19 protein-coding genes, 1 tRNA gene and 1 pseudogene are annotated in these 20,944 nt (G+C 56.0%); 12 read left to right on the top strand and 9 right to left on the bottom strand.

The window, feature by feature from the left end; genetic code table 11:
* Positions 1–80 precede the first annotated feature (80 nt).
* The gene (locus ACJU26_RS11805; protein WP_414041976.1) at positions 81–590 is read right to left on the bottom strand and encodes a pseudouridine synthase; all 510 of its coding nucleotides are present in this window, start codon (positions 588–590) and stop codon (positions 81–83) included.
* Between the two features lie 84 nt (positions 591–674).
* Positions 675–875 (bottom strand): annotated as a pseudogene (locus ACJU26_RS11800) (S4 domain-containing protein); the annotation flags it as partial.
* A 17-nt stretch (positions 876–892) separates the two neighbouring features.
* On the opposite strand from ACJU26_RS11800, the gene ACJU26_RS11795 reads away from it, so the two are divergent.
* A complete protein-coding gene (locus tag ACJU26_RS11795) occupies positions 893–1,204 on the top strand; it encodes an encapsulin-associated ferritin-like protein (RefSeq protein WP_414039839.1) in 312 nt (103 codons plus the stop codon).
* Between the two features lie 9 nt (positions 1,205–1,213).
* Here ACJU26_RS11795 and hemW read toward each other — a convergent pair whose 3' ends face one another.
* Entirely contained in the window at positions 1,214–2,371 is a 1,158-nt protein-coding gene (hemW, locus tag ACJU26_RS11790; protein WP_414039838.1) for a radical SAM family heme chaperone HemW, read from the bottom strand.
* A gap of 22 nt (positions 2,372–2,393) precedes the next feature.
* Between hemW and ACJU26_RS11785 the strand changes: the two genes are divergently transcribed.
* Positions 2,394–2,954 (top strand): LON peptidase substrate-binding domain-containing protein, encoded by a 561-nt coding sequence (locus ACJU26_RS11785; RefSeq protein WP_414039837.1) that lies wholly within the window; start codon positions 2,394–2,396, stop codon positions 2,952–2,954.
* On the opposite strand, the gene ACJU26_RS11780 is transcribed toward ACJU26_RS11785, so the two are convergent.
* Positions 2,951–3,445 (bottom strand): Crp/Fnr family transcriptional regulator, encoded by a 495-nt coding sequence (locus ACJU26_RS11780; protein WP_414039836.1) that lies wholly within the window; start codon positions 3,443–3,445, stop codon positions 2,951–2,953. The two genes, ACJU26_RS11785 and ACJU26_RS11780, sit on opposite strands and share 4 nt — an antisense overlap.
* Before the next feature lie 103 nt (positions 3,446–3,548).
* Here ACJU26_RS11780 and rph point away from each other — a divergent pair, with 103 nt between their 5' ends.
* Together rph and rdgB are read left to right on the top strand one after the other, a co-directional pair.
* A complete protein-coding gene (gene rph / locus ACJU26_RS11775; RefSeq protein WP_414039835.1) occupies positions 3,549–4,277 on the top strand; it encodes a ribonuclease PH in 729 nt (242 codons plus the stop codon).
* On the top strand, positions 4,274–4,897 hold the full coding sequence (gene rdgB, locus ACJU26_RS11770; protein WP_414039834.1) for an RdgB/HAM1 family non-canonical purine NTP pyrophosphatase: 624 nt from the start codon (positions 4,274–4,276) through the stop codon (positions 4,895–4,897). Before rph ends, rdgB begins: the two co-directional genes overlap by 4 nt.
* On the opposite strand, the gene ACJU26_RS11765 is transcribed toward rdgB, so the two are convergent.
* Entirely contained in the window at positions 4,864–5,721 is an 858-nt protein-coding gene (locus ACJU26_RS11765) for an RNA polymerase sigma factor RpoD/SigA (RefSeq protein WP_414039833.1), read from the bottom strand. The genes rdgB and ACJU26_RS11765 overlap by 34 nt on opposite strands.
* A gap of 243 nt (positions 5,722–5,964) precedes the next feature.
* On the opposite strand from ACJU26_RS11765, the gene rpsU reads away from it, so the two are divergent.
* From rpsU to ACJU26_RS11725, 8 genes are all read left to right on the top strand, one after another.
* Entirely contained in the window at positions 5,965–6,180 is a 216-nt protein-coding gene (rpsU, locus tag ACJU26_RS11760) for a 30S ribosomal protein S21 (protein WP_010636820.1), read from the top strand.
* 2 nt (positions 6,181–6,182) lie between these two features.
* Positions 6,183–6,632 (top strand): GatB/YqeY domain-containing protein, encoded by a 450-nt coding sequence (locus ACJU26_RS11755; RefSeq protein ID WP_414039832.1) that lies wholly within the window; start codon positions 6,183–6,185, stop codon positions 6,630–6,632.
* A complete protein-coding gene (locus tag ACJU26_RS11750) occupies positions 6,629–8,965 on the top strand; it encodes an endonuclease MutS2 (RefSeq protein ID WP_414039831.1) in 2,337 nt (778 codons plus the stop codon). Before ACJU26_RS11755 ends, ACJU26_RS11750 begins: the two co-directional genes overlap by 4 nt.
* A 3-nt stretch (positions 8,966–8,968) precedes the next feature.
* Entirely contained in the window at positions 8,969–10,732 is a 1,764-nt protein-coding gene (gene dnaG, locus ACJU26_RS11745; protein ID WP_414039830.1) for a DNA primase, read from the top strand.
* A gap of 103 nt (positions 10,733–10,835) precedes the next feature.
* On the top strand, positions 10,836–12,719 hold the full coding sequence (gene rpoD, locus ACJU26_RS11740) for an RNA polymerase sigma factor RpoD (RefSeq protein ID WP_414039829.1): 1,884 nt from the start codon (positions 10,836–10,838) through the stop codon (positions 12,717–12,719).
* Between the two features lie 55 nt (positions 12,720–12,774).
* Positions 12,775–12,851, top strand: a tRNA-Ile gene (locus tag ACJU26_RS11735).
* Between the two features lie 96 nt (positions 12,852–12,947).
* Positions 12,948–13,346, top strand: coding sequence for a hypothetical protein (locus ACJU26_RS11730; protein ID WP_414039828.1), 399 nt, complete (start codon positions 12,948–12,950; stop codon positions 13,344–13,346).
* Between the two features lie 16 nt (positions 13,347–13,362).
* Positions 13,363–13,812 carry a hypothetical protein gene (locus tag ACJU26_RS11725; protein ID WP_414039827.1) on the top strand — a complete coding sequence of 150 codons (450 nt, stop codon included), beginning with the start codon at positions 13,363–13,365 and terminating at the stop codon, positions 13,810–13,812.
* A 106-nt stretch (positions 13,813–13,918) separates the two neighbouring features.
* Here the strand turns inward: ACJU26_RS11725 and ACJU26_RS11720 are convergent, their stop codons facing one another.
* The 4 genes from ACJU26_RS11720 to ACJU26_RS11705 all read right to left on the bottom strand — a co-directional run bounded on the left by ACJU26_RS11720 (position 13,919) and on the right by ACJU26_RS11705 (position 20,350).
* A complete protein-coding gene (locus ACJU26_RS11720; protein ID WP_414039826.1) occupies positions 13,919–14,332 on the bottom strand; it encodes a hypothetical protein in 414 nt (137 codons plus the stop codon).
* 318 nt (positions 14,333–14,650) lie between these two features.
* On the bottom strand, positions 14,651–17,761 hold the full coding sequence (locus tag ACJU26_RS11715) for an efflux RND transporter permease subunit (RefSeq protein ID WP_414039825.1): 3,111 nt from the start codon (positions 17,759–17,761) through the stop codon (positions 14,651–14,653).
* Positions 17,754–19,133: an efflux RND transporter periplasmic adaptor subunit gene (locus ACJU26_RS11710; RefSeq protein ID WP_414039824.1), complete on the bottom strand. Its 1,380-nt coding sequence runs from the start codon at positions 19,131–19,133 to the stop codon at positions 17,754–17,756. The genes ACJU26_RS11715 and ACJU26_RS11710 overlap by 8 nt, the downstream gene beginning before the upstream one ends.
* Positions 19,130–20,350 carry a TolC family protein gene (locus ACJU26_RS11705; RefSeq protein ID WP_414041975.1) on the bottom strand — a complete coding sequence of 407 codons (1,221 nt, stop codon included), beginning with the start codon at positions 20,348–20,350 and terminating at the stop codon, positions 19,130–19,132. The genes ACJU26_RS11710 and ACJU26_RS11705 overlap by 4 nt, the downstream gene beginning before the upstream one ends.
* Positions 20,351–20,944: the final 594 nt, after the last annotated feature.

The following is a 20,944-nucleotide window of genomic DNA, read 5'->3' as shown; positions in this document are numbered from 1 at the left end:
CTCCATCAGTAAATAAGGTATATCTAACATACATGGATATTATGGTAGTGTCAATATAATAAATAGCTAATAGACCAGGGTCAGCCTTGCAAGAGCGCTTCCTCGTCTGGCTGCAACCAGCGCCACTGCCCACTGGCCAGGTTGCCCAGTGTCAGATTGCCCATACTGACCCGGATCAGGCGCAGTACCTGCGCATCAACCGCTTGCAGGAGGCGACGAATCTGGCGATTGCGGCCCTCCTCCAGCGTGAATTCGAGCCATTGGGTTTTGCCCCCGCAACGCAGTTCCCGGATCTGCATGGGGAGACAGGGCCGGCCATCGAGCACACTGTGCCGGGCCATGTGTTGCAGGATATCCGGGGAGAGGGGCGGGCGGATCTGCACGTGGTAGGTTTTGGGTATGTGCTGTCCCGGATCAAGCAGTTGCTGTGCCCATGCCGGATCATTACTGAACAGTAACAAACCGGAGCTGGCCTGATCCAGACGTCCGATGGGGGCCAGCCACTGTTCGGATGGCAGGAAATCATAAACCGTGGGTCGTCCTTTTTCATCGGCGCGGGTGCTGACAATTCCCCGAGGTTTATGGAGCATGAGCACCTTGCGGACTGGGATCTCCAGCTTCTGCCCATCCACCGTGATGTGCGCATGCCGCGGCGAAAAACGCGCTTCCGGATCAAGAACCCGCTGTCCGTTGACCGAAACCCGACCGGTTCGAATCCATTCAGCCGCAACACCCCTTGAACACCGTCCAGCTTTGGATAAGAGGCGGGCCAGACCATGACGAGGTTCTTCCTGGCTCCCCTGTTTTGCATGAGGATGGTTTGGGTGGAGGGGCCGCTTTGGACTATCCTTGGAAGGATGGTTTATTTTCTTCATTTTTTAAGGATCTCAAGATGGCACACGAAACAATGCACGAGCCTTTGGAGGCTCTGTCCAGTGACACCCAGGATATTCATCGGGCGATATCCTCGCTGATGGAGGAGTTAGAAGCGGTAGACTGGTACCAGCAGCGCGCCGATGCCTGCAAGGATCTCCAGTTGAAGAAAGTTCTGGAACACAATCGGGACGAGGAAATCGAGCATGCGGCCATGGTCCTGGAATGGTTGCGCCGGAAAATGCCAAGGCTGGACAAGGAATTGCGTGAATATCTGTTTACCGAAGGTTCCATTACCGGCCACGAAGCCGAAACCATGGGCCGGGAGTAGAGGCGGGTTTCAGGGCAGAAAACGGGCGCACAGTTCATTGTAAAAGTTGAGGCCCCGGGCGGTAGGCCGGATGTTCTTGGCGTCCACGAGCAATAAACCCTCGCGGCGGGCACGGCGGATTTGTGGCTCGATGAGCAGACTGTCGAGGCCCGTTCGCTCTGTGAACAGGCGGACGGGGAAACCCTCGGTCAGGCGCAGGGCATTGAGCATGAACTCGAAGGGACGCTCCTCCGCCGGGATGGGGATATAGTCGCCCAGTGTTTCACGGTTGCTGAGGGCGTCGTCCATATAGCTTTCCGGACGACTGGGTTTGCGACTGCGCCAGATACCTTCGGCCTGGGTGATTTTGCCATGGGCGCCGGCGCCGATGCCCAGGTAGTCGCCATATAACCAGTAATTGCGATTATGTTGACATTGTTCTTCGGGGCGGGCGTGGGCGGAGATTTCATAGCGTGGGAGTCCGTGCTGTTCGAGGGTGTCGCGCAGCCGGTTTTCCATGTCCGCTGCAGTATCTTCGTCAGGAATCCACGCTGGTGGGTGGCTCGCAAAGGGGGTGCCAGCTTCCAGGGTCAGTTGATACAGGGATAGATGCGGGGGCTGATATTGCAGGGCAGTGTGCAGGTCCGCCAGGGCTTCTTCAGCATTTTGCCCAGGAAGGGCGAACATGAGGTCCAGGTTCAAACTGGTAAATTGCGCTGCGATGGCTTTTTCTATGGCCCGATGGGCGGCAGCGGCATTGTGAATCCGCCCCAGGCGTTGCAGATGGATGTTGTTGAAAGACTGGATGCCCAGGGAAAGGCGGGTCACTCCGGCCGCCCGAAAATCCCCGAAGGCGGCTGCTTCAACGGCACCGGGATTGGCCTCCAATGTGACTTCCATGCCCGATAATGGTTGCAGGCGGGCACGGATATCCGACAATAACTGGTGGATGATTTCCGGTGGAAAAAGACTGGGAGTTCCACCGCCCATGAAAATGCTGCGCAGACGACGGCCCCAGATACGCGGTAATTCCCGATCCAGATCGGCAATCAGGGCCTGGGCGTAGCGTTCGGCAGGAATTTGTTCGGCCGCATGGGAATTGAAGTCACAATAGGGACACTTGGCTTTACACCAGGGCAAATGCACATATAGTGAGAATGTACTAGAAGGCTTCAGGCTGGAATTCATGGATGCTCGTGAGAGGAACAGCATGGCGACGGATACCGATACGATACCCCTATTTTTACTCCAATCCGTACTTTTCCCCAAGGCCTTGTTAGGGCTGAGGGTGTTTGAACCGCGCTATCTGGATATGGTCAGCAGTTCCCTGCGCAATAACCGTGGTTTTGGCATTTGTCTGACCCATCTTCGCGGTGATGGACATGCCGAGCCTGAGCGGGTCGGCACTCTCGCCCGTATTGTCGACTGGGGGGGCGAGCCGGGGATGCTGGAGATTCAGGTCGAGGGGCAGCAACGCTTCACGGTTCAGGATTGGTACTATGCGGGTGCTCTGGCCATGGCCTCGGTACACTACTGGGCGGAGGAGCCCATAGTGCCCATGCGTCGGGAAGACGATATGCTCCGCGCCATTCTGAGAGAATTGCTGGGCGAAGCCGCAGCGAGGAATCCGGATGCCAGTACGGCAGGCATGATTCTCGCCCAGGCGTTACCGGCTTCTCCCGAAGAAAAGCAGGCTCTGCTCCTGCTGCAGGATCCTCTGGAACGGTTGCGGCGTATCCACAACCTGCTGAATCAACGGGGCGGAGCCTAGTGCTTGCCTTTCCCGTAAATATAGGTGGAGAAATCCGTATAATCCTGGGAAAGATTGCGGAACAGGTGGTCCAGGCTGATGATGGCCTGTTCCAGAATGTTCACCGTAATATAGGGTTTTTCGACCTTGAGGCGTTGATAACGGGCACGGGTCAGGACCAGGACCTGGGTGTCGGCACTTTTGGCCAAGATGCGGGCGCTACGGGGTTGCCGATCAAAAAAAGACATTTCTCCCGCCATTTCGCCTTCCTTGACCCGCACCACTTCTATTTCGTCGCCATCGGCGGTGTGATGAATGATGGCCATTTCTCCTTTGACGCAGAAAAACAGGGCTTCGCCGAGGGTGCCCCACTCGGCAATCACCTGTTCAGAATGAAACTGGGCATGGGTCACATATTCCGCCAAGGTCTGAATTTCGGCGATGGTCAGTGACTGGGCCAGATGGTGTTGCTTCAGAAATTGCGTGATTTCGACATGGGCGATGCTGGACATGAGGACATCCTGTTTCAGGGGGACATGATTACATTATAGGGGGTTATGGTGAGGGAAGGACAGGACTACAATGCCTCCATCCTACCTCAGATGAGTACAGAAAATGAGCCGACCCAGTGGAAGATCACCGGATGCCTTGCGTCCCATCGCCATCACCCGCAATTTCACCAAACATGCCGAGGGTTCGGTGTTGATGGCCTGTGGAGATACCATGGTCTTGTGCACGGCCAGTATCGAGGAAAAAGTGCCCCCTTTTTTGCGGGGAGCCGGGCAGGGATGGGTTACCGCAGAGTACAGCATGTTGCCCAGAGCTACCCAGGACCGAATGCAGCGGGAGTCGGCCAAAGGCAAGATCTCCGGACGCACTCACGAAATTCAGCGCCTGATCGGCCGTAGTCTGCGCGCGGTCATTGATTTGCAGGCTTTGGGTGAGCGCACCATTTGGGTGGATTGTGATGTGCTGCAGGCGGACGGCGGCACTCGGACGACCAGTATCACCGGAGCCTGTCTGGCGGTAGCCGATGCCTTGCAGACCCTGTGCCGCAGTGGCAAGGTCCAGGGTAACCCCCTGCGTGACTGGGTGGCCGCCATCTCGGTGGGGATGTATCAGGGGCAGGCCGTGCTGGATCTGGATTATGCCGAAGACAGCCATGCCGAAGTGGACATGAATGTGGTGATGACCGGTGCCGGCGCTTTTGTGGAAGTCCAGGGTACGGCCGAAGGCGCAGTTTTCAGTGAAGCGGAAATGGCGCAGATGCTGGTGCTGGCGCGGCAGGGTATTCGTGACCTGATTGCCCGCCAACGCCAGGAAATCCCCGAGGCCCTGTCGTGAAAGCGCTGCTGCTGGCGACCAGTAATGCCGGCAAAATCCGGGAACTCGACAGCTTGCTGAGCCCGCGGGGCTACATGGTGCATGGTCAGAATGATCTGGGCATTGCCGGTGCCGCAGAAACCGGCCGCACTTTTGTGGAAAACGCCTTGCTCAAGGCCCGGCATGGCGCGGCTTTGTCCGGGATGGCGGCCCTTGCCGAGGATTCCGGCCTCTGTGTTCCCGCCTTGCAAGGGGCACCGGGGCTGTTCTCGGCGCGTTATGCCGGGGAAGGTGCGAGTGATGCCGAAAACAATCAGCGATTACTCCAGCAGATGCGGGGCTTGCATGGTGCAGCGCGCGACGCATATTACGTGGCCTGCATGGTTTTCCTGGAGTCGGCAGACGATCCTGCGCCGATTGTGGCCCAGGGGTTTTGGTCGGGGTCCATTGCAACGGCCGCTCAGGGTGAAGGAGGATTCGGTTACGATCCACTCTTCTGGCCGAGAGGCAGCACACGGAGTGCGGCGGAATGGTCCTTGGCGGAAAAAAATCGGGTGAGTCACCGGGCGCTTGCCCTGGAAAGATTGTTGGTGTTACTGGCCGAACGTCAGGCGCCCCAGCCACTGTCCGAAAGGGATTGACGCAGTCGGATCAGCGCCCGTACCTGCAGTTGTCGCACGGCCTCACGGCTGACTCCCATACGCTCAGCCACCGCCTCCAGCGTCATGGGTGCATCCCCATGGATGCCGTAGCGGAAGGTCATGACTTCTCGCTGTTTTTCATTGAGATCTGCCAGATGTTCTCGGAGTGCCTTGCAGATGGATTCGCGATCGTAGTCCGTATCTGGGCTGGTGGTGTCACCAGGAACCTGTTCAACGCGACTGGGACCATCGGCAAACTCATCATCAAGGGAGCAAACTCGGATATCGGCAAAGTCCAGAGCGCGCATGGTGCTTTCACGCACGCCCAGGGCTTCCCGACGTTGTTCGCGCCGTACTTCTTCGCTGCGTTCGCTTTCTTCTTCTCCGCGCTGCAAATAGGCGTGCAGGGATTTGGCCAGATAATCGGGCAGACGAATAAAGCGGGAGCGGATCAGTGACCGCTGCATGGCTTCCCGAATCCACCAGGTCGCATAACTGGAAAAACGGGTGCCCAGGCCTTCGCGGAAGCGATCGGCGGCACGCAGTAAACCCATGTAACCTTCCTGAAGCAAATCTTCCTGGCTGAGTCCTTTGTTGCGGTAGGATCGGGCCACGGCTCTGACCAGGGGCATATGGGCAGAAATGAGCGTGGCTCTGGCGCTGTCATCGCCCTGACGAAGGCGTCGAATCATCCGCAGTTCCTGATCCTGGGTGAGAAAGGGGCTGCTGGTCTCGCTTTCCCTGAAATCGGCTAGTGGGGGCGGATCGATGGCTGGCGGGACATCAGGTAATGCTGCGTTTAACTCTCTCGCTTCCGTTTGCATGGGCTCCCCCTGATTAAAGACCATAATTACTCTAATATTCTAATCTAATGTTCTATATCTAAAAGCATTTTTATGATTTCGTATATTAGCATTCTTTTGGATCGTCCTGTCAAGCCTATGCAACGCATGTTTTGTTTTTTTACAACTCCAGAAGTATCACGTGTTTTTTGACTCGCGCTCTTGATCTGCCTATACTCTGCCCCTTTCTCGCTAAGCTTTTTTTGATGAGGTCAGAAACCTTCCATGCCAACTGTTCGTGTTAAAGAAAATGAACCCTTCGAAGTGGCGTTGCGGCGCTTCAAACGCTCCTGTGAAAAGGCCGGAGTCCTGACGGAAGTGCGTCGCCGTGAGTTTTATGAAAAGCCCACGGAAGAACGCAAGCGCAAGGCCGCTGCTGCCCGCAAGCGGGCATTGAAGCGGATGCGGCGCCAGTCCATGCGCCTGGTGCGGATGTACTGAACATGTCCCTGCGCGAACGTCTTCAGGAGGACATGAAGGCGGCGATGCGCGCGCGCGAGTCCGAGCGACTCACGACGATTCGCATGCTTCAGGCCGCCATCAAGCAGCGTGAGGTGGATGATCGGCGCTCCCTGGAGGAAACGGAAATCCTGGGCATCGTCGAAAAGCTGATCAAGCAGCGTAAAGATTCTGCCAGTCAGTTCAGGGCAGGTCAGCGTCCCGATCTTGCCGATAAGGAAGAAGCGGAGATTGCCATCCTCTCGGCCTATTTGCCTGAGCCGCTGAGCATGGAAGCGCTGGATGCTCTCATTGCCGAAAGCATTTCCCGGCTGGAAGCCGCTGGTCCCAAGGATATGGGCAAGGTGCTCAATGCCCTGCGGCCACAACTGCTGGGAAGAGCAGATATGGCGCTGGTTGCCGAAAAAGTGAAGGCACGTCTGAATAACGGATGACAGCCGCTGCGGCTTTGACCGGGAGCACCCCCTGGCAGAACATCTTTGCCAGTGCCCTTGACCTGGAAGACATTCGCACGGCCTGGGGTGCCCAATGTGCTCATCCCTATGGGCAAGATTATGTAGCAAATCTCCATCCCTGGGTGGCGCTGGCCGAAATCCATCAGCGTCAGCAACTGGCCCAATGCCTGGAGCAACGTTCTGGAGCGGGTTCTTCCCTGCCCATCATGGCCCTGCCGGAAATCCGCGCATGGCTGGATCTGGTCGAGCGCCCCGGCGCCGTCCTTGCTGGCCGCCAATTGCTTCAGGTGAGTCAGGTTTTATTGGGTCAGAAGCGCTATGCCGCCGCTTTGCGCGAGGTCGATGACGCGCTGACGGAATGGGCGACGGATCTCGATCCTTCTCCGTCACTGCTGCGCCGTCTGCAACAGTCCCTGGATGAAGAAGGGGAACTTCTGGATACGGCCAGCGCCGAATTGCAGGCGATACGTCGCCAGTTACGCCAGGGTCGCAATGACATTCAACGGTTTTTGCAGGGATTTTTACGTCATCCCGATTGGCAGGATTACTGGCAGGAGCCATTGATTGTGCTGCGCAGCGATCGTTATGTATTGCCCCTGAAAGCCAGCCATAAGGGGCGGTTCAAAGCCATTGTCCATGATCGCTCGGCAAGTGGTGAAACCCTTTTTGTGGAACCCTTGTCCGCTGTAGACCTGAATAACCAACTGGTCCAGGACCGACAGACGGAACGTCAGGAACAGGAAAAAGTGCTTCGGGCTTTGAGTGCTGCCGTGGGGCAGGAGGCGGCAAGCATCCGCCGCGCTTTACAGCATTTGGGAAAGCTGGATGGGGTCCGGGCGGGACTGGAACTGGGTAAAGCCTATCAGGGTGCGCTGGTGCCGGTGGGCAGGCGCCCAGTCTTTGCCTTGCACAAGCTGCGTCATCCTCTCTTGTGCATGCAGCATCCCGGGCAGGTGGTGGGTAATGCCCTGGCTCTGGGAGAGCAGCATCAGCAGTTGGTCATTACTGGACCCAATACTGGTGGCAAGACGGCTTTACTCAAGGCACTGGGTTTGAATCATCTGATGGCCTATCTGGGTTTGCCGATAGCCGCCGAGGGACAGCTGGGTTATTTTCGACAGGGTTTTGCGGTCATTGGTGACGCCCAGGATATTCATGCCGATCTGTCCACTTTTTCGGCCCAGGTCAGTCGCCTGCGAGTCGTACTGGAGCAGGCGGACTCCCATAGTCTGGTGTTGCTGGATGAGTTGGGTAATGGTACCGACCCTCGTGAGGGCGGTGCTCTGGCCCAGGCGGTGGCCGAGGAATTGCTGGCGGTCAAAGCCTGCACGATCTTGACCAGCCATCTGGAGGTCATGAAACGCTATGCACTGAGTCGTGCGGGGGTGGCCTTGGCCGGCATGGGTTTTGACGCGGACACACTTACACCGACCTATCGCTTGCAATGGGGCGTTGGCGGCGCCAGCCACGGCCTGACCATCGCGCGGCGCATCGGCATGCCCGAGCCGCTCATGGGTCGCGCTGAAGCGCTGTATGCCGATGATCGTGAGGACTGGGAACGCTGGGAAGCACAGCGGGAAGGGTTGCTGCGAGCAGCGCAACAGGCCATGGATGAAGCGACGCTGGCGCGTATGGAGGCGGACAAGTCGGCGAAGCGCCTGCAACGAGAATTGGATGCGGCGCGCCAGGAGCGCGAACGGGTGGCTGAGGAAGCCCGCAGCGAGTGGCAGCAGTTGCTCGAAAATGCGCGCGGTGAGGTGCGTAAAACCATTGCGGCGCTCAAAGCCGGGCGGGATACCCAGGCGGCCAGCGCGGCACTGGAACAGTCAGGAGCGCCCTTCCGGGCAGTGCAGGACGCCGTGCCAGCCTTGCCGGAAGTCGGGAGCAGGGGTTTGTTTTTGCCCCTGCGGCAGGTCACCCAGATCATGCGCGTGGATGCGCTACGCCAGCGCCTGCAAATTCAGTTGCGTGGCAAGCAGTTGTGGATTCCCCTGGCGCAGTTTCGTGCCGATGCGGCGCTGGAACTGCCCAAGGAAAAGGGCAGCACCCAGTATGCTTCTCCGGAAAACCATCCCTGGCGTCTCGACCTGCGCGGCCAACTGCGCGACGCTGCCTGGCAGGCCTTGTGCCGTCATGTGGATGGCGCTATTGCTTCTGGTCGGCAACAGGTGGAGGTACTCCATGGCAAAGGTAACGGTGTGCTCGCAGAAATGGTGCGGGAATTTGCCCAGCAGGATCCCCGGGTGACCCAGTGGCGCATGGCAAGGCCGGAGCAGGGCGGTGGCGGCGTGAGTGAGCTGGAGCTGCGCTGAATCATGGTGAAATTTTCGCCGGCCTTCATTGATGCCCTGCTTGAGCGTACCGATCTGGTCCGGCTGGTGGAAGGGCGTGTTCCACTCAAAAAGAAAGGTAAGGATTTCTGGGCCTGTTGCCCCTTCCATCAGGAAAAAAGCCCCTCGTTTTCGGTGAGTCCGGAAAAGCAGATTTATTACTGTTTCGGGTGTCACGCCCATGGGAATGCCATTGGGTTTTTGATGGCCCATGATCGTCTTTCTTTCCCGGAAGCGGTGACCTTGCTGGCAGAAGATGCAGGTATGGCCTTGCCTGCGGAGCTTGCCGGACAGTCGCTTCAGGAAGATCTCCGGCCCTTTCGGCAGATTCTGGAAAAAGCGGTCAGCCTGTACCGGGAAGCCCTCGCAGAAAGTCCTGTGGCCCAGCAATACTGGCGTAGTCGTGGCCTCAACCCGGAAATCATGGACCGCTTCGAGTTGGGTTATGCGCCGCCTGCCGCCAGTTTTCTCAGTCAGCAACTGGGGAGGGACGACAATACCCGGAAGGCTTTGATTGGCGCAGGTCTGGTCAGCAGTCGCGAGGACCATTCGGTATATGATCGCTTTCGGGAAAGAGTGATTTTTCCGATTCGCGATGGGCGTGGTCACCTGGTCGGTCTGGGCGGGCGCAGTCTCGATGGCCGAGAACCCAAGTATCTGAACTCACCGGAAGGCCCCTTGTATCACAAGGGACAGGTGCTCTACGGACTGCATCAGGCCCGGGAGGGCTTGCGCCGGGCGGGGCGAGCCCTGCTGGTGGAAGGCTATCTGGATGTCATCACCCTGCATCAGGCCGGTCTGGATTATGCGGTTGCGGTGAGTGGCACAGCCCTTGGGGAAAGTCAGTTGCAGATGTTGTTCCGGGCGGCGGCAGAAGTCCTGCTCTGTTTTGATGGAGATGGGGCCGGACACAAGGCGGCCTGGCGGGCAGTACAAATGGCTCCAGAACTGCTGCGTGAGGGACGCTTGCTGCGGGTGCTGTTGCTCCCGGATGGTCAGGACCCCGATTCGTTCGTGCGCGCGCAGGGTGGGGCGGCACTGGAAGCCCTGTTCCTCACCGCGCGTCCGGCCATTGATTATTTTCTGGATGAACTGCAGCGTCGCTACAATATTGCTGCCGAAGATGAGAAAGCCCAGTTCTTGCGGGAAGCCCGAGCTTTTTTGCAGCGCGTAAACGATACGACCTTGCGGGAAGTGTATCTCCACAAATTGCAGGATTTATGTGGGCTGGCCTTCCTTGCTCCGGTAAAACAACGGCGCAGGGAAACGGCGATTTCTCTTTCGGCCGCGCAGCGCTTGCGGAGTAAAGACGGTCCGCATTTGTACAAGAAGGCCTTGCGCTTGCTGTTGAATCATCCCGAGGATCCTGCCTGGCAGAATCTGGAAAAAGCGCTGCTCCCTTTTGCGGCAGACCCTATTGCAAAAAAACTGGACGCTACCCTTGATATTTTGGCCAACATGACCCATCTAGGTTCTCACGAGTTGTTGGCGAGGTTGGCGGGTTCTGAGCTGGCCGAGTTTTGTTATGCTCTGGTCATGGATGCGAACGCTGAGAGTCAGGAGGGTGCATTGTTGCGCAATGAGATACCCGAATGTGTGCAAAGGGTCAATCAACGTCTGTGCAAGGCACGGGTGGATTATATGGCGTGTACGGCGGATCGTTCGGGATTGGGCGCGCTGACCGAGCAGGAGAGGGTCGAAATGGTGCGGTTGACTCGGCGTGGTCGACCCAAGTCTTCGGAACCATGAAGTAACTGTCAGGGTTGGATGTATATCAGGTGCAGAATCTTGGCTTTTCATCCCGGGTTTTTTCCTTATATAATACGCGGCTTTCCGCGAGTGCAGGTTAGTTATGAGAGACGGTGAGAGTAGTGTGGACAATGAGTCTCAGCGGTCTGAGCTGAAGCGCCTTATTGCGCGCGGAAAAGAGCAGGGATACCTGACCTACGGGGAGATCAATGATCATCTGCCCGAAGAAGTGTTTGATCCGGAGCAGATGGAAAATGTCATCTCCATGATCAATGACATGGGCATCGAGGTCTTTGAAGAAGCCCCGGATGGCGACACACTGCTGGATGTCGAAGGCAATGTGGGTGTTGCCGCCCAGGAAGCCGAAGAAGCCGCCGAAGAAGCGCTGGCCGTGGTCGAAGCCGATATCGGCCGGACCAGTGACCCGGTGCGTATGTACATGCGGGAAATGGGCAGTGTAGAGCTGCTGACCCGGGAAGGCGAAATCGAAATAGCCCGGCGGATTGAAGATGGTCTCATGCAGGTCCTGCGTGCGGTTTCCACCTGCCCGACGACTATCTCCTTGCTGCTGGATGCCGCGGATCGGGTTGAACGCGGGGAAATGCGTCTGGATGAAGTGGTGGATGCCTTCATCGATCCCAATGCACTGGAAGCCGAAGCCGTCAGTGAAGATGACGAGACGGTTCTGCTGGAAGGCGCAGAGGCGACAGATACCGACGATGAAGATGAAGAAGAAACCCTTGAAGCCGATAAGGGGCCGCAACTCGAAGAGGCTCTGGAGCGTTTTGCCGTTATTCGTGAAGCTTACCTGAATCTGCTCGCCAGTCATGCGGAAGGTGAAATGCATGATGACAGCTATCAGGAAAAACGACGCGAACTCGCCAATCGTTTCCTGGAAATCAAGCTGAATGGCCGGCAGATTGATGTCATGGCCGATGCCCTGCGTTCATTGACCGAAGAGGTCAGGCAATGTGAGCGTGAGCTCATGGTGATCTGCATTGAACGCGCCCGCTTTCCCAGGAAGGAGTTTGTCCGCAGTTATCCGGGGCATGAAAGTGACTTGGGCTGGATTGATCAGCAGATCAACGGCGGCTATCCCTATAGCGCACGACTGGTGGAATATCGGGATGACATTCTCGCCATCATGAAGCGTCTGGGGGAAATTGAAAAGCGGGCAGGATTGCCGGTGGCTGAAATCAAGGAAGCCAGCCGCCTGATGTCCATTGGTGAGGCCAAGGCGCGGCGTGCCAAGAAGGAAATGGTGGAGGCCAACCTGCGTTTGGTCATCTCTATCGCCAAGAAGTATACCAATCGTGGCTTGCAGTTCCTGGATCTGATTCAGGAAGGCAATATCGGCCTGATGAAAGCGGTGGACAAGTTCGAATACCGACGTGGCTACAAGTTCTCTACTTATGCGACTTGGTGGATACGCCAGGCCATTACGCGGAGTATTGCGGATCAGGCACGGACCATTCGTATTCCGGTACATATGATCGAAACCATCAACAAACTCAATCGAATCAGTCGACAGATGCTCCAGGAAATGGGCCGTGAACCGTCGCCTGAAGAGTTGGCGGAACGGATGGAAATGCCCGAGGATAAAATCCGCAAGGTGCTGAAAATTGCCAAGGAGCCTATCTCCATGGAGACGCCCATCGGTGACGATGAGGATTCGCACCTGGGCGACTTTATCGAAGACCGGAATGTGACGGCGCCAGCGGACTCTGCGGTTAACGCCGCCATTCGTGAAGTGGTTGAGGAGTTGCTTGATAATGGTCTGACGGCGCGGGAAGCCAAGGTGTTGCGTATGCGTTTTGGCATCGGGATGAATACCGACCACACGCTGGAGGAGGTCGGCAAGCAGTTTGACGTTACTCGTGAGCGTATCCGCCAGATTGAAGCCAAGGCGCTGCGCAAGCTGCGTCATCCCTCTCGATCGGAGCGTTTGCGCAGTTTTGTGGACGGTGAAGTGACGATTCCATCGTGACGGATGTTTTTAGCGCTATGCGGCGTGGGATCAGTGCATTCCACGCCGTTCTTCAGGGCCTGTAGCTCAGTCGGTTAGAGCAGGGGACTCATAATCCCTTGGTCCACGGTTCGAGTCCGTGCGGGCCCACCATATAAAACAAGCCGTTGATAAATGGCTTTGACAATCCCCTGCTCCTCGGGTACAGATTCGGTATAGTGCCGAATCTTGACAGGGGAGTTTTGTCTCATGGCTACCATCGTCAAGAACCCGTCAGGAACCTGGAAAACGGTCATTCACAAGCAGTGCTGGCCCACCACCGCCAAAACCTTTCGCACCCGACGGGATGCCGATGACTGGGCGCGGCAGTCCGAAGATGAGATGGTTCGTGGCGTGTATATTCGCCGGTCCACCAGTCAGAAACTCACGGTGGACATCGCCCTCGACCGCTGCCTGCGGAAGATTACGCCGACCAAAAAAGAAAGTGACTCCCAAAAGCGCGACCATACCAGCGCCAAGGTTGTGCGCAAGCGCTTATTAACATGGCCCTTAAAATACCCGACAATGGTGTGGTATTATTTGCTTATGGGGCCTTCCGGTATATGCGCGGGCTACAGAGGCCATAGACTTTCTGTTGCCACTGGATGAGGTGAACGGCTGAACCATGCATGAAAAAAGCGGGTTGTTGATTATCGATCTCCAATACGGGTACTCGCCGAGTCTTGAATCCATCGAAAATATACGAGATACGGCGGAAGAATATCCTGTGATTGTCGCCACCCGTTTCCTGCCTAATCGGGATAACGCGAGTCGGCATGGCCTGGATTTGCCCCCTATAGACGGCGGCGCGGTGATTGATGTGGGCCACAATCTGGTGATTGAGAGGCCCGGTTATGGACTGAACCAGCAGGCACTCGATACCTTGCGTGAATTTTCGGAAATTACCGAGTGGGGACTTATCGGTGGGCGCACAGGGGTTTGTCTGCTCGCCTGCGCGTTTTCCTTATGGGATGCAGGCATTCCTTTCCATGTGGTTCGGCCTTTCTGCTTTGCTTCGCCGGGACCATCCTGTCAGGCGGTAGATACGCTCTTGCAGCAGCACTTCGGTGTATGAAAATAGCCACAGCATGAAGTAGTGTGCACCGTTCACTCCTCATCGCTGGCTGATTTTGGGGTTCCGGACCGCCACGAAGTGCGCCCCTACCTCCTTCTCAAAGCCATTAATCATTATACTGGGAATCTATCCGATACAGCGCGCGCCGGGCCAGGCGAGCTGCTCTGTGAGCGCGGCCACTCAGGACGCGCCACTGCCGCAGCGCCCAAAAACGGTGCTGGGCAATGCCGCGCCCACTATAAAGTGCCTTGCCATAGTAATAGCGTGACCAATGGCAACCATGGGGAAAAGCTGCCTGCCAATAGGGGATGGCCCGCTCGGGCTCGCTCGTGCGAAACCAGTACAAACCCAGGTAACGCTGGGCCCGGATATGCCCCGCATGCGCCTGCTGCTCCAGGATGGCCAAGGCGTCGGCCTCCTTTTTTCTAGCGCGGTAGAGCAGTTCGCGCAGGGCAGCGTCACTATATTTGGCGATTTTTCGTCCCCTTATATTCCCCAGGCCATCTGCATGGATGACCATTCCTCCTTCATCGTCTGGCTGGATACTATAGACCTGTTTCGCAGCATTCCAAACCTTGGTCGAGTGTCGGGTAGTACTGCGGAGTAAGCAGCCGGAATCGGTTGATGTCCTGCAGGGGGTCAGCCAGCACCCAGCATCCCGTGTCGCTGAGTTGTCCCCCAGGCTCTGGAAACAGGACTTCGCTGCCAAACCTCTGCGCTCGGACCTTGATAACCTCCGGAAACAAGCCGCATGAGACGCTACTCCGTTACCGTACAGCCCGGATAAGATCAATTTCAATAATCGTCCTTGTTCATACGCTTTCTCCTTTTATGGATTTTACCGCAATCTTAAACGCCGCCTCTGCCAGAGGGCATATAGTGCTGGAATGACCAGCAATGCCAGCAGGGTGGCACTCAACATGCCACCGATCATCGGAGCGGCAATACGCTTCATGATATCGGCACCTGAACCATTGCTCAGCATGATGGGCAACAAGCCCCCGACAACCAGGGTAAATGTCATCACAAGGGGACGCAGACGAAGCATGCTGCCCTCCATGATAGCGAGCTGCAGATCATGCCAGTTTTGCAGGGCATCGCGGGCACGGCGCCGCTGTAGACTTTGATCCAGATATAAGAGCATTACTACACCGAACTCCACAGCTACCCCGGCAAGTGCAATAAATCCCACCACCACCGCCACGGAGATTTTGTAATGTAGTGCATACACCAGCCAGAGCCCACCCACTAATGCAAAAGGCAGTGTAACCAAGACGATAGCCACCTCGACCACATTACGAAAATTAAAGTAGAGCAACAAGGCAATCAGCAACAGGACGGCGGGGACCAGGAAGAGTAGGCGTTGATTGGCTCTTTGCATACTTCGATAGGCACCGACCCAGGCAAGGGTATAGCCAGGTGGTAAATGGACTTTACGGGCAAGCAAGCGTTTTGCTGCTGACACATAAGTGCCCATACTGGTCCCCTGTTTCAGATCAATGGTGACCCAGCTATTCAGCTGACTGTTATCACTGGTGAGCATGGCAGGGCCGTTGACCATTTCTATGCGCGCCAATTGCGCCAGTGGAATTTGCGCACCATCTGGAGCGGCTATCCGGCTCTCCATCAAGGCCTGCAGCGACTGCCGACGATCTCGGGGATAGCGTAAGTTTACCGGAAAACGTTGCACCCCCTGGACTGCCGTGGTCAGCACTTTGCCCCCGATAGCGGTTTCCACGAGGCGATTGATGTCTTCCACGGAAATGCCATAGCGTGCGGCCGCTATACGATTGCTATGAATGACAATATAACGACCACCGCTCACTCTCGCCGCATAGGCAGTTTCTGTCCCTGGCACCTGCTGCAACACCGCCTGCACTTTTTGCCCCAAAAGACCGAGTGTGTTTATACCGGGACCGGTGATCTTGAGGCCAAGGGGCGTCTGCAGGCCCGTGGTCAGCATGTCCACACGCCCTTTAATCGGTTGCGTCCAGTTGTTGCTGAGGCCGGGAATCTGGAGAGCCTGATTCAATTGCTTACGGAGTTTGTCCAAACCCATGTGAGCAGGCCAATGATCGGGCTGTTTAAGGGTGATCACGGTATCAAACATGGAAATCGGGGACTGATCCGTCGCTGTCTGCGCCCGCCCGGCTTCACCAAACACGGTTTTGACTTCTGGAAATGTTTTGATGATGCGGTCTGTCAGTTGTAATAAAGCCGCTGCTTCCCCATAAGAAATAGCCGGGTTCTGCGTCACGGGCATATAAAGCAGGGTTCCCTCATTCAGCGGTGGCATCAACTGCGTACCCAGTTTTTGCCAAGGGAAAACCAGGGTTGCTGCGACGAGCGCTGCGCCGATCAGCACCCACCAGGGCGAACGCAATACGGCTTGGATGACAGGCCGATAAATGGCCGCCAAAAAGCGGTTTATGGGATTTTTCCGTTCAGGTGGAATGTTGCCGCGAATCAACCAGGCCATGAGTACGGGAACGAGCGTGATAGCAATAATCGCAGCAGTAGTAATGGCGAAGGTTTTGGTAAAAGCGAGCGGCGCAAAGAGTTTCCCCTCCTGTCCACCCAAAGCAAATATGGGCAAAAAGGAAACCGCGATGATCAACAAGGAGAAAAACAGGGCAGGGCCAACTTCCATCGCCGCGATCCCCGCTGTCTGCCAAGGATTGATGTTATCGCCTTTTTCCATGTGTTTATGCATGTTTTCGATCATGACCACAGGAGCATCGACCATGACGCCGATGGCAATGGCAATACCGCCGAGAGACATGATATTGGCCGGGATATCCAGTCCATACATCACCACAAAAGCCCCAAGAATACCTATGGGTAGGGCAACCAGCACGACCAGGGCAGAACGCATGCGCAACAAAAACAGCATGGTCACCAGCATAACGGCGATACATTCTTCGAGCAGCTTGCCGCTGAGTGTCTGGATACTGCGCTGGATCAGTGGTCGCTGACTATAAGTAGTCACCAACTTTACTCCCGGTGGTAGAGAGGCCCGCAGATGGCTGAGTTTCTGCTGTACTTTCTCAATGAGGGCATTCGCATTTCCGCCCTGATTCATCATGACGATGCCACCTACTACTTGCCCCTGCCCATTAAGCTCGGCAATGCCACTGGGCAGGACCGGCCCAAATTGCACTCGTGCCACTTGATCCAGGGTTATCGGTACTCCGTCACGGACACGGAGCGGAATCTGTCGCAAATCCTGAAGGGAGTGGATGTAGCCGGAGGTGCGCACGATATACCGAGATTCTCCCATATCGACAACAGAACCACTGGTTTCACCATTAGCCACACGGATAGCCGCCTCTACCTGAGGCAGCGTAATCTTGTAGGCCAGCAGGCGATCGGGATGTACGACCACTTGATATTCCTGCTCCATCCCACCCACGGTCGCCACCTGGGCTACGCCTGGAATCCCCTGCAAGGCAAATTTCAAAAACCAGTTCTGTAAGGTGGTGAGTTGGGCGAGGTTGAGTGTTCCGCTGGGGTCAGTGAGCGCATATTCATAAACCCAGTCCACGCCTGAGCTATTGGGTCCCAAGGCGGGCGTTACACCAGCCGGTAGCTGACTTTGGGCCTGGTTGAGATATTGCAAGACCAGATTGCGCGCCTGAAAAATCGAGGTCCCTGCCTTGAAAAGCACATAGACATAAGAGTCACCGAACATGGAATATCCACGCACGGCCTGTGCTCCAGGCACTTCCTGCAAAGTCGTCTCCAGAGGGTAGGTGACCTGATCCTGAATGATTTGTGGTGCCTGCCCTGGATAACTGGTTTTCACAATGACCTGGGTCGGGGAAATATCGGGAAGCGCTTCCAGCGGAATCTGCTGGATGGACAGCACCCCCAACACGATCACGATCAAACTGCCAATGGTGACCAGCAGGGGGTTATCGAGGCAAAAACGCATAACGGCCTTAATCATGGGGGTTACTCCCCATAGGCATATGAGCCATTCCCTTATTCGCGGCCTTCGCGGGACTTTTCGGTACTGGAGCAGATTGGTCTCGCTTCACGGTGGGTCGCCCAGAATTCATGGTGGCGTCACTGCTCCCCAGCATCCGTGCCTTTACAGATTGAAACTGCGATTCAGAATAGAGCAGGAACTGGGCACTCACGACAACCCGATCCCCCAGCTTCAGACCTTTATTGATAGCTACCCATCCATCGGCCTCTGGCCCTAGAGCAACTTGTACGGGCAGGAAATGCCCATCATTCTCACGCAACATGACATAATTCCCCTGACGGGTATGCAGTACGGCACTGCTGGGCACCGCCAGGGCCTCCCGGGGACTGGCTAAAATGGTGGCATCGGCGTAGCTGCCAGGGCGTAATTTTCCATCGGTATTGGTAAAGCTCAGCCGCGCCGTAACCGTCCTGTTTTGGGGGTTAATGGTCGGATACAGAAAGCGTAGATGTCCTTTCCAGGAATGGTCGGGATAGGCTGGCAGACGGAGGCGCACGGGGTTACCGATGGCGATCCAGGGCAGTTGGTAGGCATAGACCGCCACATTCACCCAGACCCGATGGAGATTGGCGATTTCATAAGGATTTGTCTGTGGCGAGAGGTGACTCCCTGGATGTATATTCAGCTTTTCAACTACGCCCGAAGCCGGTGCGATGAGTGGGATATCCCGCTTGGCCTTGCCGCGTTGAGCCAGGGCGACTATCTCGTCTTTCGGTACCCCCAACAGTTGCAACTTCGCCTGAGCGGCAGCCACGAGTGCCGGATCTGCCGTCGTACCCTGTAAACGACGTGCAATGAGATATTCCTGTTCTGCACTATATAACTCTGGAGAATAAATCTTGGCCAGTACCTGGCCTTTTTGAACGGAATCACCCACGGCCCGGACGTACATCTGTTCTACCCAGCCCGAGAAGCGCGGATTGACAGCGTACACATGATTTTCATCGACAACGACAGTCCCCACCGTGTGTATGGCATGTCCCATCTGCCGGTTCTGGACCTTCACGATGCGCACGCCCAGATTTTGCGTCATACGAGGATTAATGCTGAGCCCTGTGGCCCTGTGCGCACTGGATCTCGGGGCATAGACCGGAATATAGGCCATTCCCATGTTGTCCTTCATGGGATGGCTCGAATGAATTTTGGGATTCATGGGAGACGCCCAATAGAGAATACGCTGTTTACTGGACGTGCTACTTGAAGATTGAGGCAGGATTTTTTGGACGGCCGGCGCAATGCTGGGGCTTCGTAGCCACCAAACCCCTCCTGCCCCAAGGATGACTCCACACCCCAGTAAGCCCATGCGGATAATCCAGTTGCGGGTATTCATGAGCGTGTTCCCTCTTCGGTGGTGAGGAAATCCAGTTCGGCGATGCTGAGGGCCATGTCGCGTTTATACTGCAGGCCAGCTAGGGCATCATCCAGCACATCCCTCTGAGCATGTAGGACGGCATCAAGATGGGCTCGTCCCGTCACATATGCCGTCAATGTGGCGGAAAAAGCTTTCTGTGCCATGGGTGACAGACGCTGATTGTTGCGTGCCCACTCCTGTTTAAAGGCCGTGTATTGAGCAAATGCGGTACGCAGCTGTGCCATCAGTGCCAAATGCTGATCGTCATAGTGGTATTGTGCCTGTAGCGCTTTGGCACGGGCCGCGTCTACATCCTGATCCTGGCGATCTTCTGGAAAGAGGGGCAGGCTCAAGTTCACGCCCACGGATAACCAGTTTGGGCTGCCCGGATGAAAGTCCTGGCCATACCCGACGCTGACGGTGACATTCGGCCAATAACCGCGTTTGGCGATCTGTACGCCCATTTGATCTGCGCGTGTTTGTGCCTGCGCAGAGCGTAGGAGCGGCTGCCCCAAAAGATCGGCTTCAGCAGTGTTGAGCGTTTTGGGTGAAGGCAGAACAGGCCATTGATTTTGTATGGAGGGAGGCTTCGACAGATTCAGAATCTGGGCAATTTGTGCCAGAAAGCTCTCCTGTTCCGCTTGTAGTTTGTTTATTTTATTGGCTAGATTATCGCGCGCCAATTGCGCCCGCAGTACATCGGCCTCGGATCCCTGGGCGGATCGATAAAGCGTCAGTGCCGCTTGCACACTCTCTGACTGCAATTGTTCCTGATGCCGGACGATGACTATGGCATTTTCGACATAGAGGGTTTGCAGCCAGGCTCGGCGCAACAATAACACCAACTCGGCGGACTGCCCCTGCAGCGTGTCTTTGGCGGCCAGCACTTGTTCTCTCGTTTGTTGTCCTTCCAATCCCAGTTTCCCGAAAGAGGGGAAAGTCTGACTGAGCCCAACGGTCAACATGCTCATCTGTTGCTGGTTCATGGAAAAACTGTTGAGGGGTAGATTGGCGGCGCCAAGTTCAAGGTTTGGATCAGGCAGTTGCGCTACTGCCACGGCTTTGTGTTTGAGTTCAGCAATTTTTTGCGTCAAGGCGCCGAGGTCGGGGTTTTGACGTAAGGCAATGCTTTCCGCTTCCGGTAAAGTTAGTAGCGGAGCGCCACAGGCTGTGGCGGTGACAAAAAGTATCAACATCCCTGCCAAGATCTGAATTCTGTTCCAGGCGAGGATGGTGAATGGTCCCAATAGATGGATGTCCATAACCAATTTCTCCATAGCAAACCCATGACAAACTGCCTTTGGGAAAAGGCGTGCCTGCGTGCTCAGGAGAACTTAAATGGTTAAACGGACAGTCAGGAGTGGCGGGGGGTGATAAGCAGGCTGTAGGAGATAAAGACCAGGTTGCGCCTTTCCAACATATTGGGGAATAAACCTTATCGCCGAACCTACCCAAACTGGTTCCGGGAAGGATAACCCCTGGAAGCGTAATCCTCCCGGTGCATGTGTTTCGGCGCAGAGGGCCATGCATGAATGATTCATCATTCCGCAATGAGAACCCATGTCCATGCCTGGATTGTCCTGACAACAAGGCATGTCTGCCATGGGCATGCCAACGCAGGCAACGCCGAGTGGCATGGCCACTGCGGTATTGCTTATCCAGGTTCCCAAGAGGAACAAGGACAACAATGCCAGCCAGCGGAAGTATTGGCGAAATGCTTGTATCATGTGTTCAGCGTATGCCAATTGAGGAGGTGCTGGCAACTTTTTATTTGAGCACACTCTTTTCAG

Origin of the sequence: Acidithiobacillus sp. M4-SHS-6, assembly GCF_047421495.1 — a bacterium.
Taxonomy (GTDB): Bacteria; Pseudomonadota; Gammaproteobacteria; order Acidithiobacillales; family Acidithiobacillaceae; genus Acidithiobacillus.
Note: the sequence above shows the minus strand (reverse complement) of the source record. Positions and strands in the feature narration are given on the sequence as shown.

Excerpts from the sequence above, each read along its gene's own strand:
- ACJU26_RS11805 (WP_414041976.1), bottom strand. The coding sequence starts at position 590 with ATGCTCCATAAACCTCGGGGAATTGTCAGCACCCGCGCCGATGAAAAA.
- ACJU26_RS11795 (WP_414039839.1), top strand. The coding sequence starts at position 893 with ATGGCACACGAAACAATGCACGAGCCTTTGGAGGCTCTGTCCAGTGAC.
- hemW (WP_414039838.1), bottom strand. The coding sequence starts at position 2,371 with ATGAATTCCAGCCTGAAGCCTTCTAGTACATTCTCACTATATGTGCAT.
- ACJU26_RS11785 (WP_414039837.1), top strand. The coding sequence starts at position 2,394 with ATGGCGACGGATACCGATACGATACCCCTATTTTTACTCCAATCCGTA.
- ACJU26_RS11780 (WP_414039836.1), bottom strand. The coding sequence starts at position 3,445 with ATGTCCAGCATCGCCCATGTCGAAATCACGCAATTTCTGAAGCAACAC.
- rph (WP_414039835.1), top strand. The coding sequence starts at position 3,549 with ATGAGCCGACCCAGTGGAAGATCACCGGATGCCTTGCGTCCCATCGCC.
- ACJU26_RS11765 (WP_414039833.1), bottom strand. The coding sequence starts at position 5,721 with ATGCAAACGGAAGCGAGAGAGTTAAACGCAGCATTACCTGATGTCCCG.
- rpsU (WP_010636820.1), top strand. The coding sequence starts at position 5,965 with ATGCCAACTGTTCGTGTTAAAGAAAATGAACCCTTCGAAGTGGCGTTG.
- ACJU26_RS11755 (WP_414039832.1), top strand. The coding sequence starts at position 6,183 with ATGTCCCTGCGCGAACGTCTTCAGGAGGACATGAAGGCGGCGATGCGC.
- ACJU26_RS11750 (WP_414039831.1), top strand. The coding sequence starts at position 6,629 with ATGACAGCCGCTGCGGCTTTGACCGGGAGCACCCCCTGGCAGAACATC.
- dnaG (WP_414039830.1), top strand. The coding sequence starts at position 8,969 with ATGGTGAAATTTTCGCCGGCCTTCATTGATGCCCTGCTTGAGCGTACC.
- rpoD (WP_414039829.1), top strand. The coding sequence starts at position 10,836 with ATGAGAGACGGTGAGAGTAGTGTGGACAATGAGTCTCAGCGGTCTGAG.
- ACJU26_RS11730 (WP_414039828.1), top strand. The coding sequence starts at position 12,948 with ATGGCTACCATCGTCAAGAACCCGTCAGGAACCTGGAAAACGGTCATT.
- ACJU26_RS11725 (WP_414039827.1), top strand. The coding sequence starts at position 13,363 with ATGCATGAAAAAAGCGGGTTGTTGATTATCGATCTCCAATACGGGTAC.
- ACJU26_RS11720 (WP_414039826.1), bottom strand. The coding sequence starts at position 14,332 with ATGGTCATCCATGCAGATGGCCTGGGGAATATAAGGGGACGAAAAATC.
- ACJU26_RS11715 (WP_414039825.1), bottom strand. The coding sequence starts at position 17,761 with ATGATTAAGGCCGTTATGCGTTTTTGCCTCGATAACCCCCTGCTGGTC.
- ACJU26_RS11710 (WP_414039824.1), bottom strand. The coding sequence starts at position 19,133 with ATGAATACCCGCAACTGGATTATCCGCATGGGCTTACTGGGGTGTGGA.
- ACJU26_RS11705 (WP_414041975.1), bottom strand. The coding sequence starts at position 20,350 with ATGTTGATACTTTTTGTCACCGCCACAGCCTGTGGCGCTCCGCTACTA.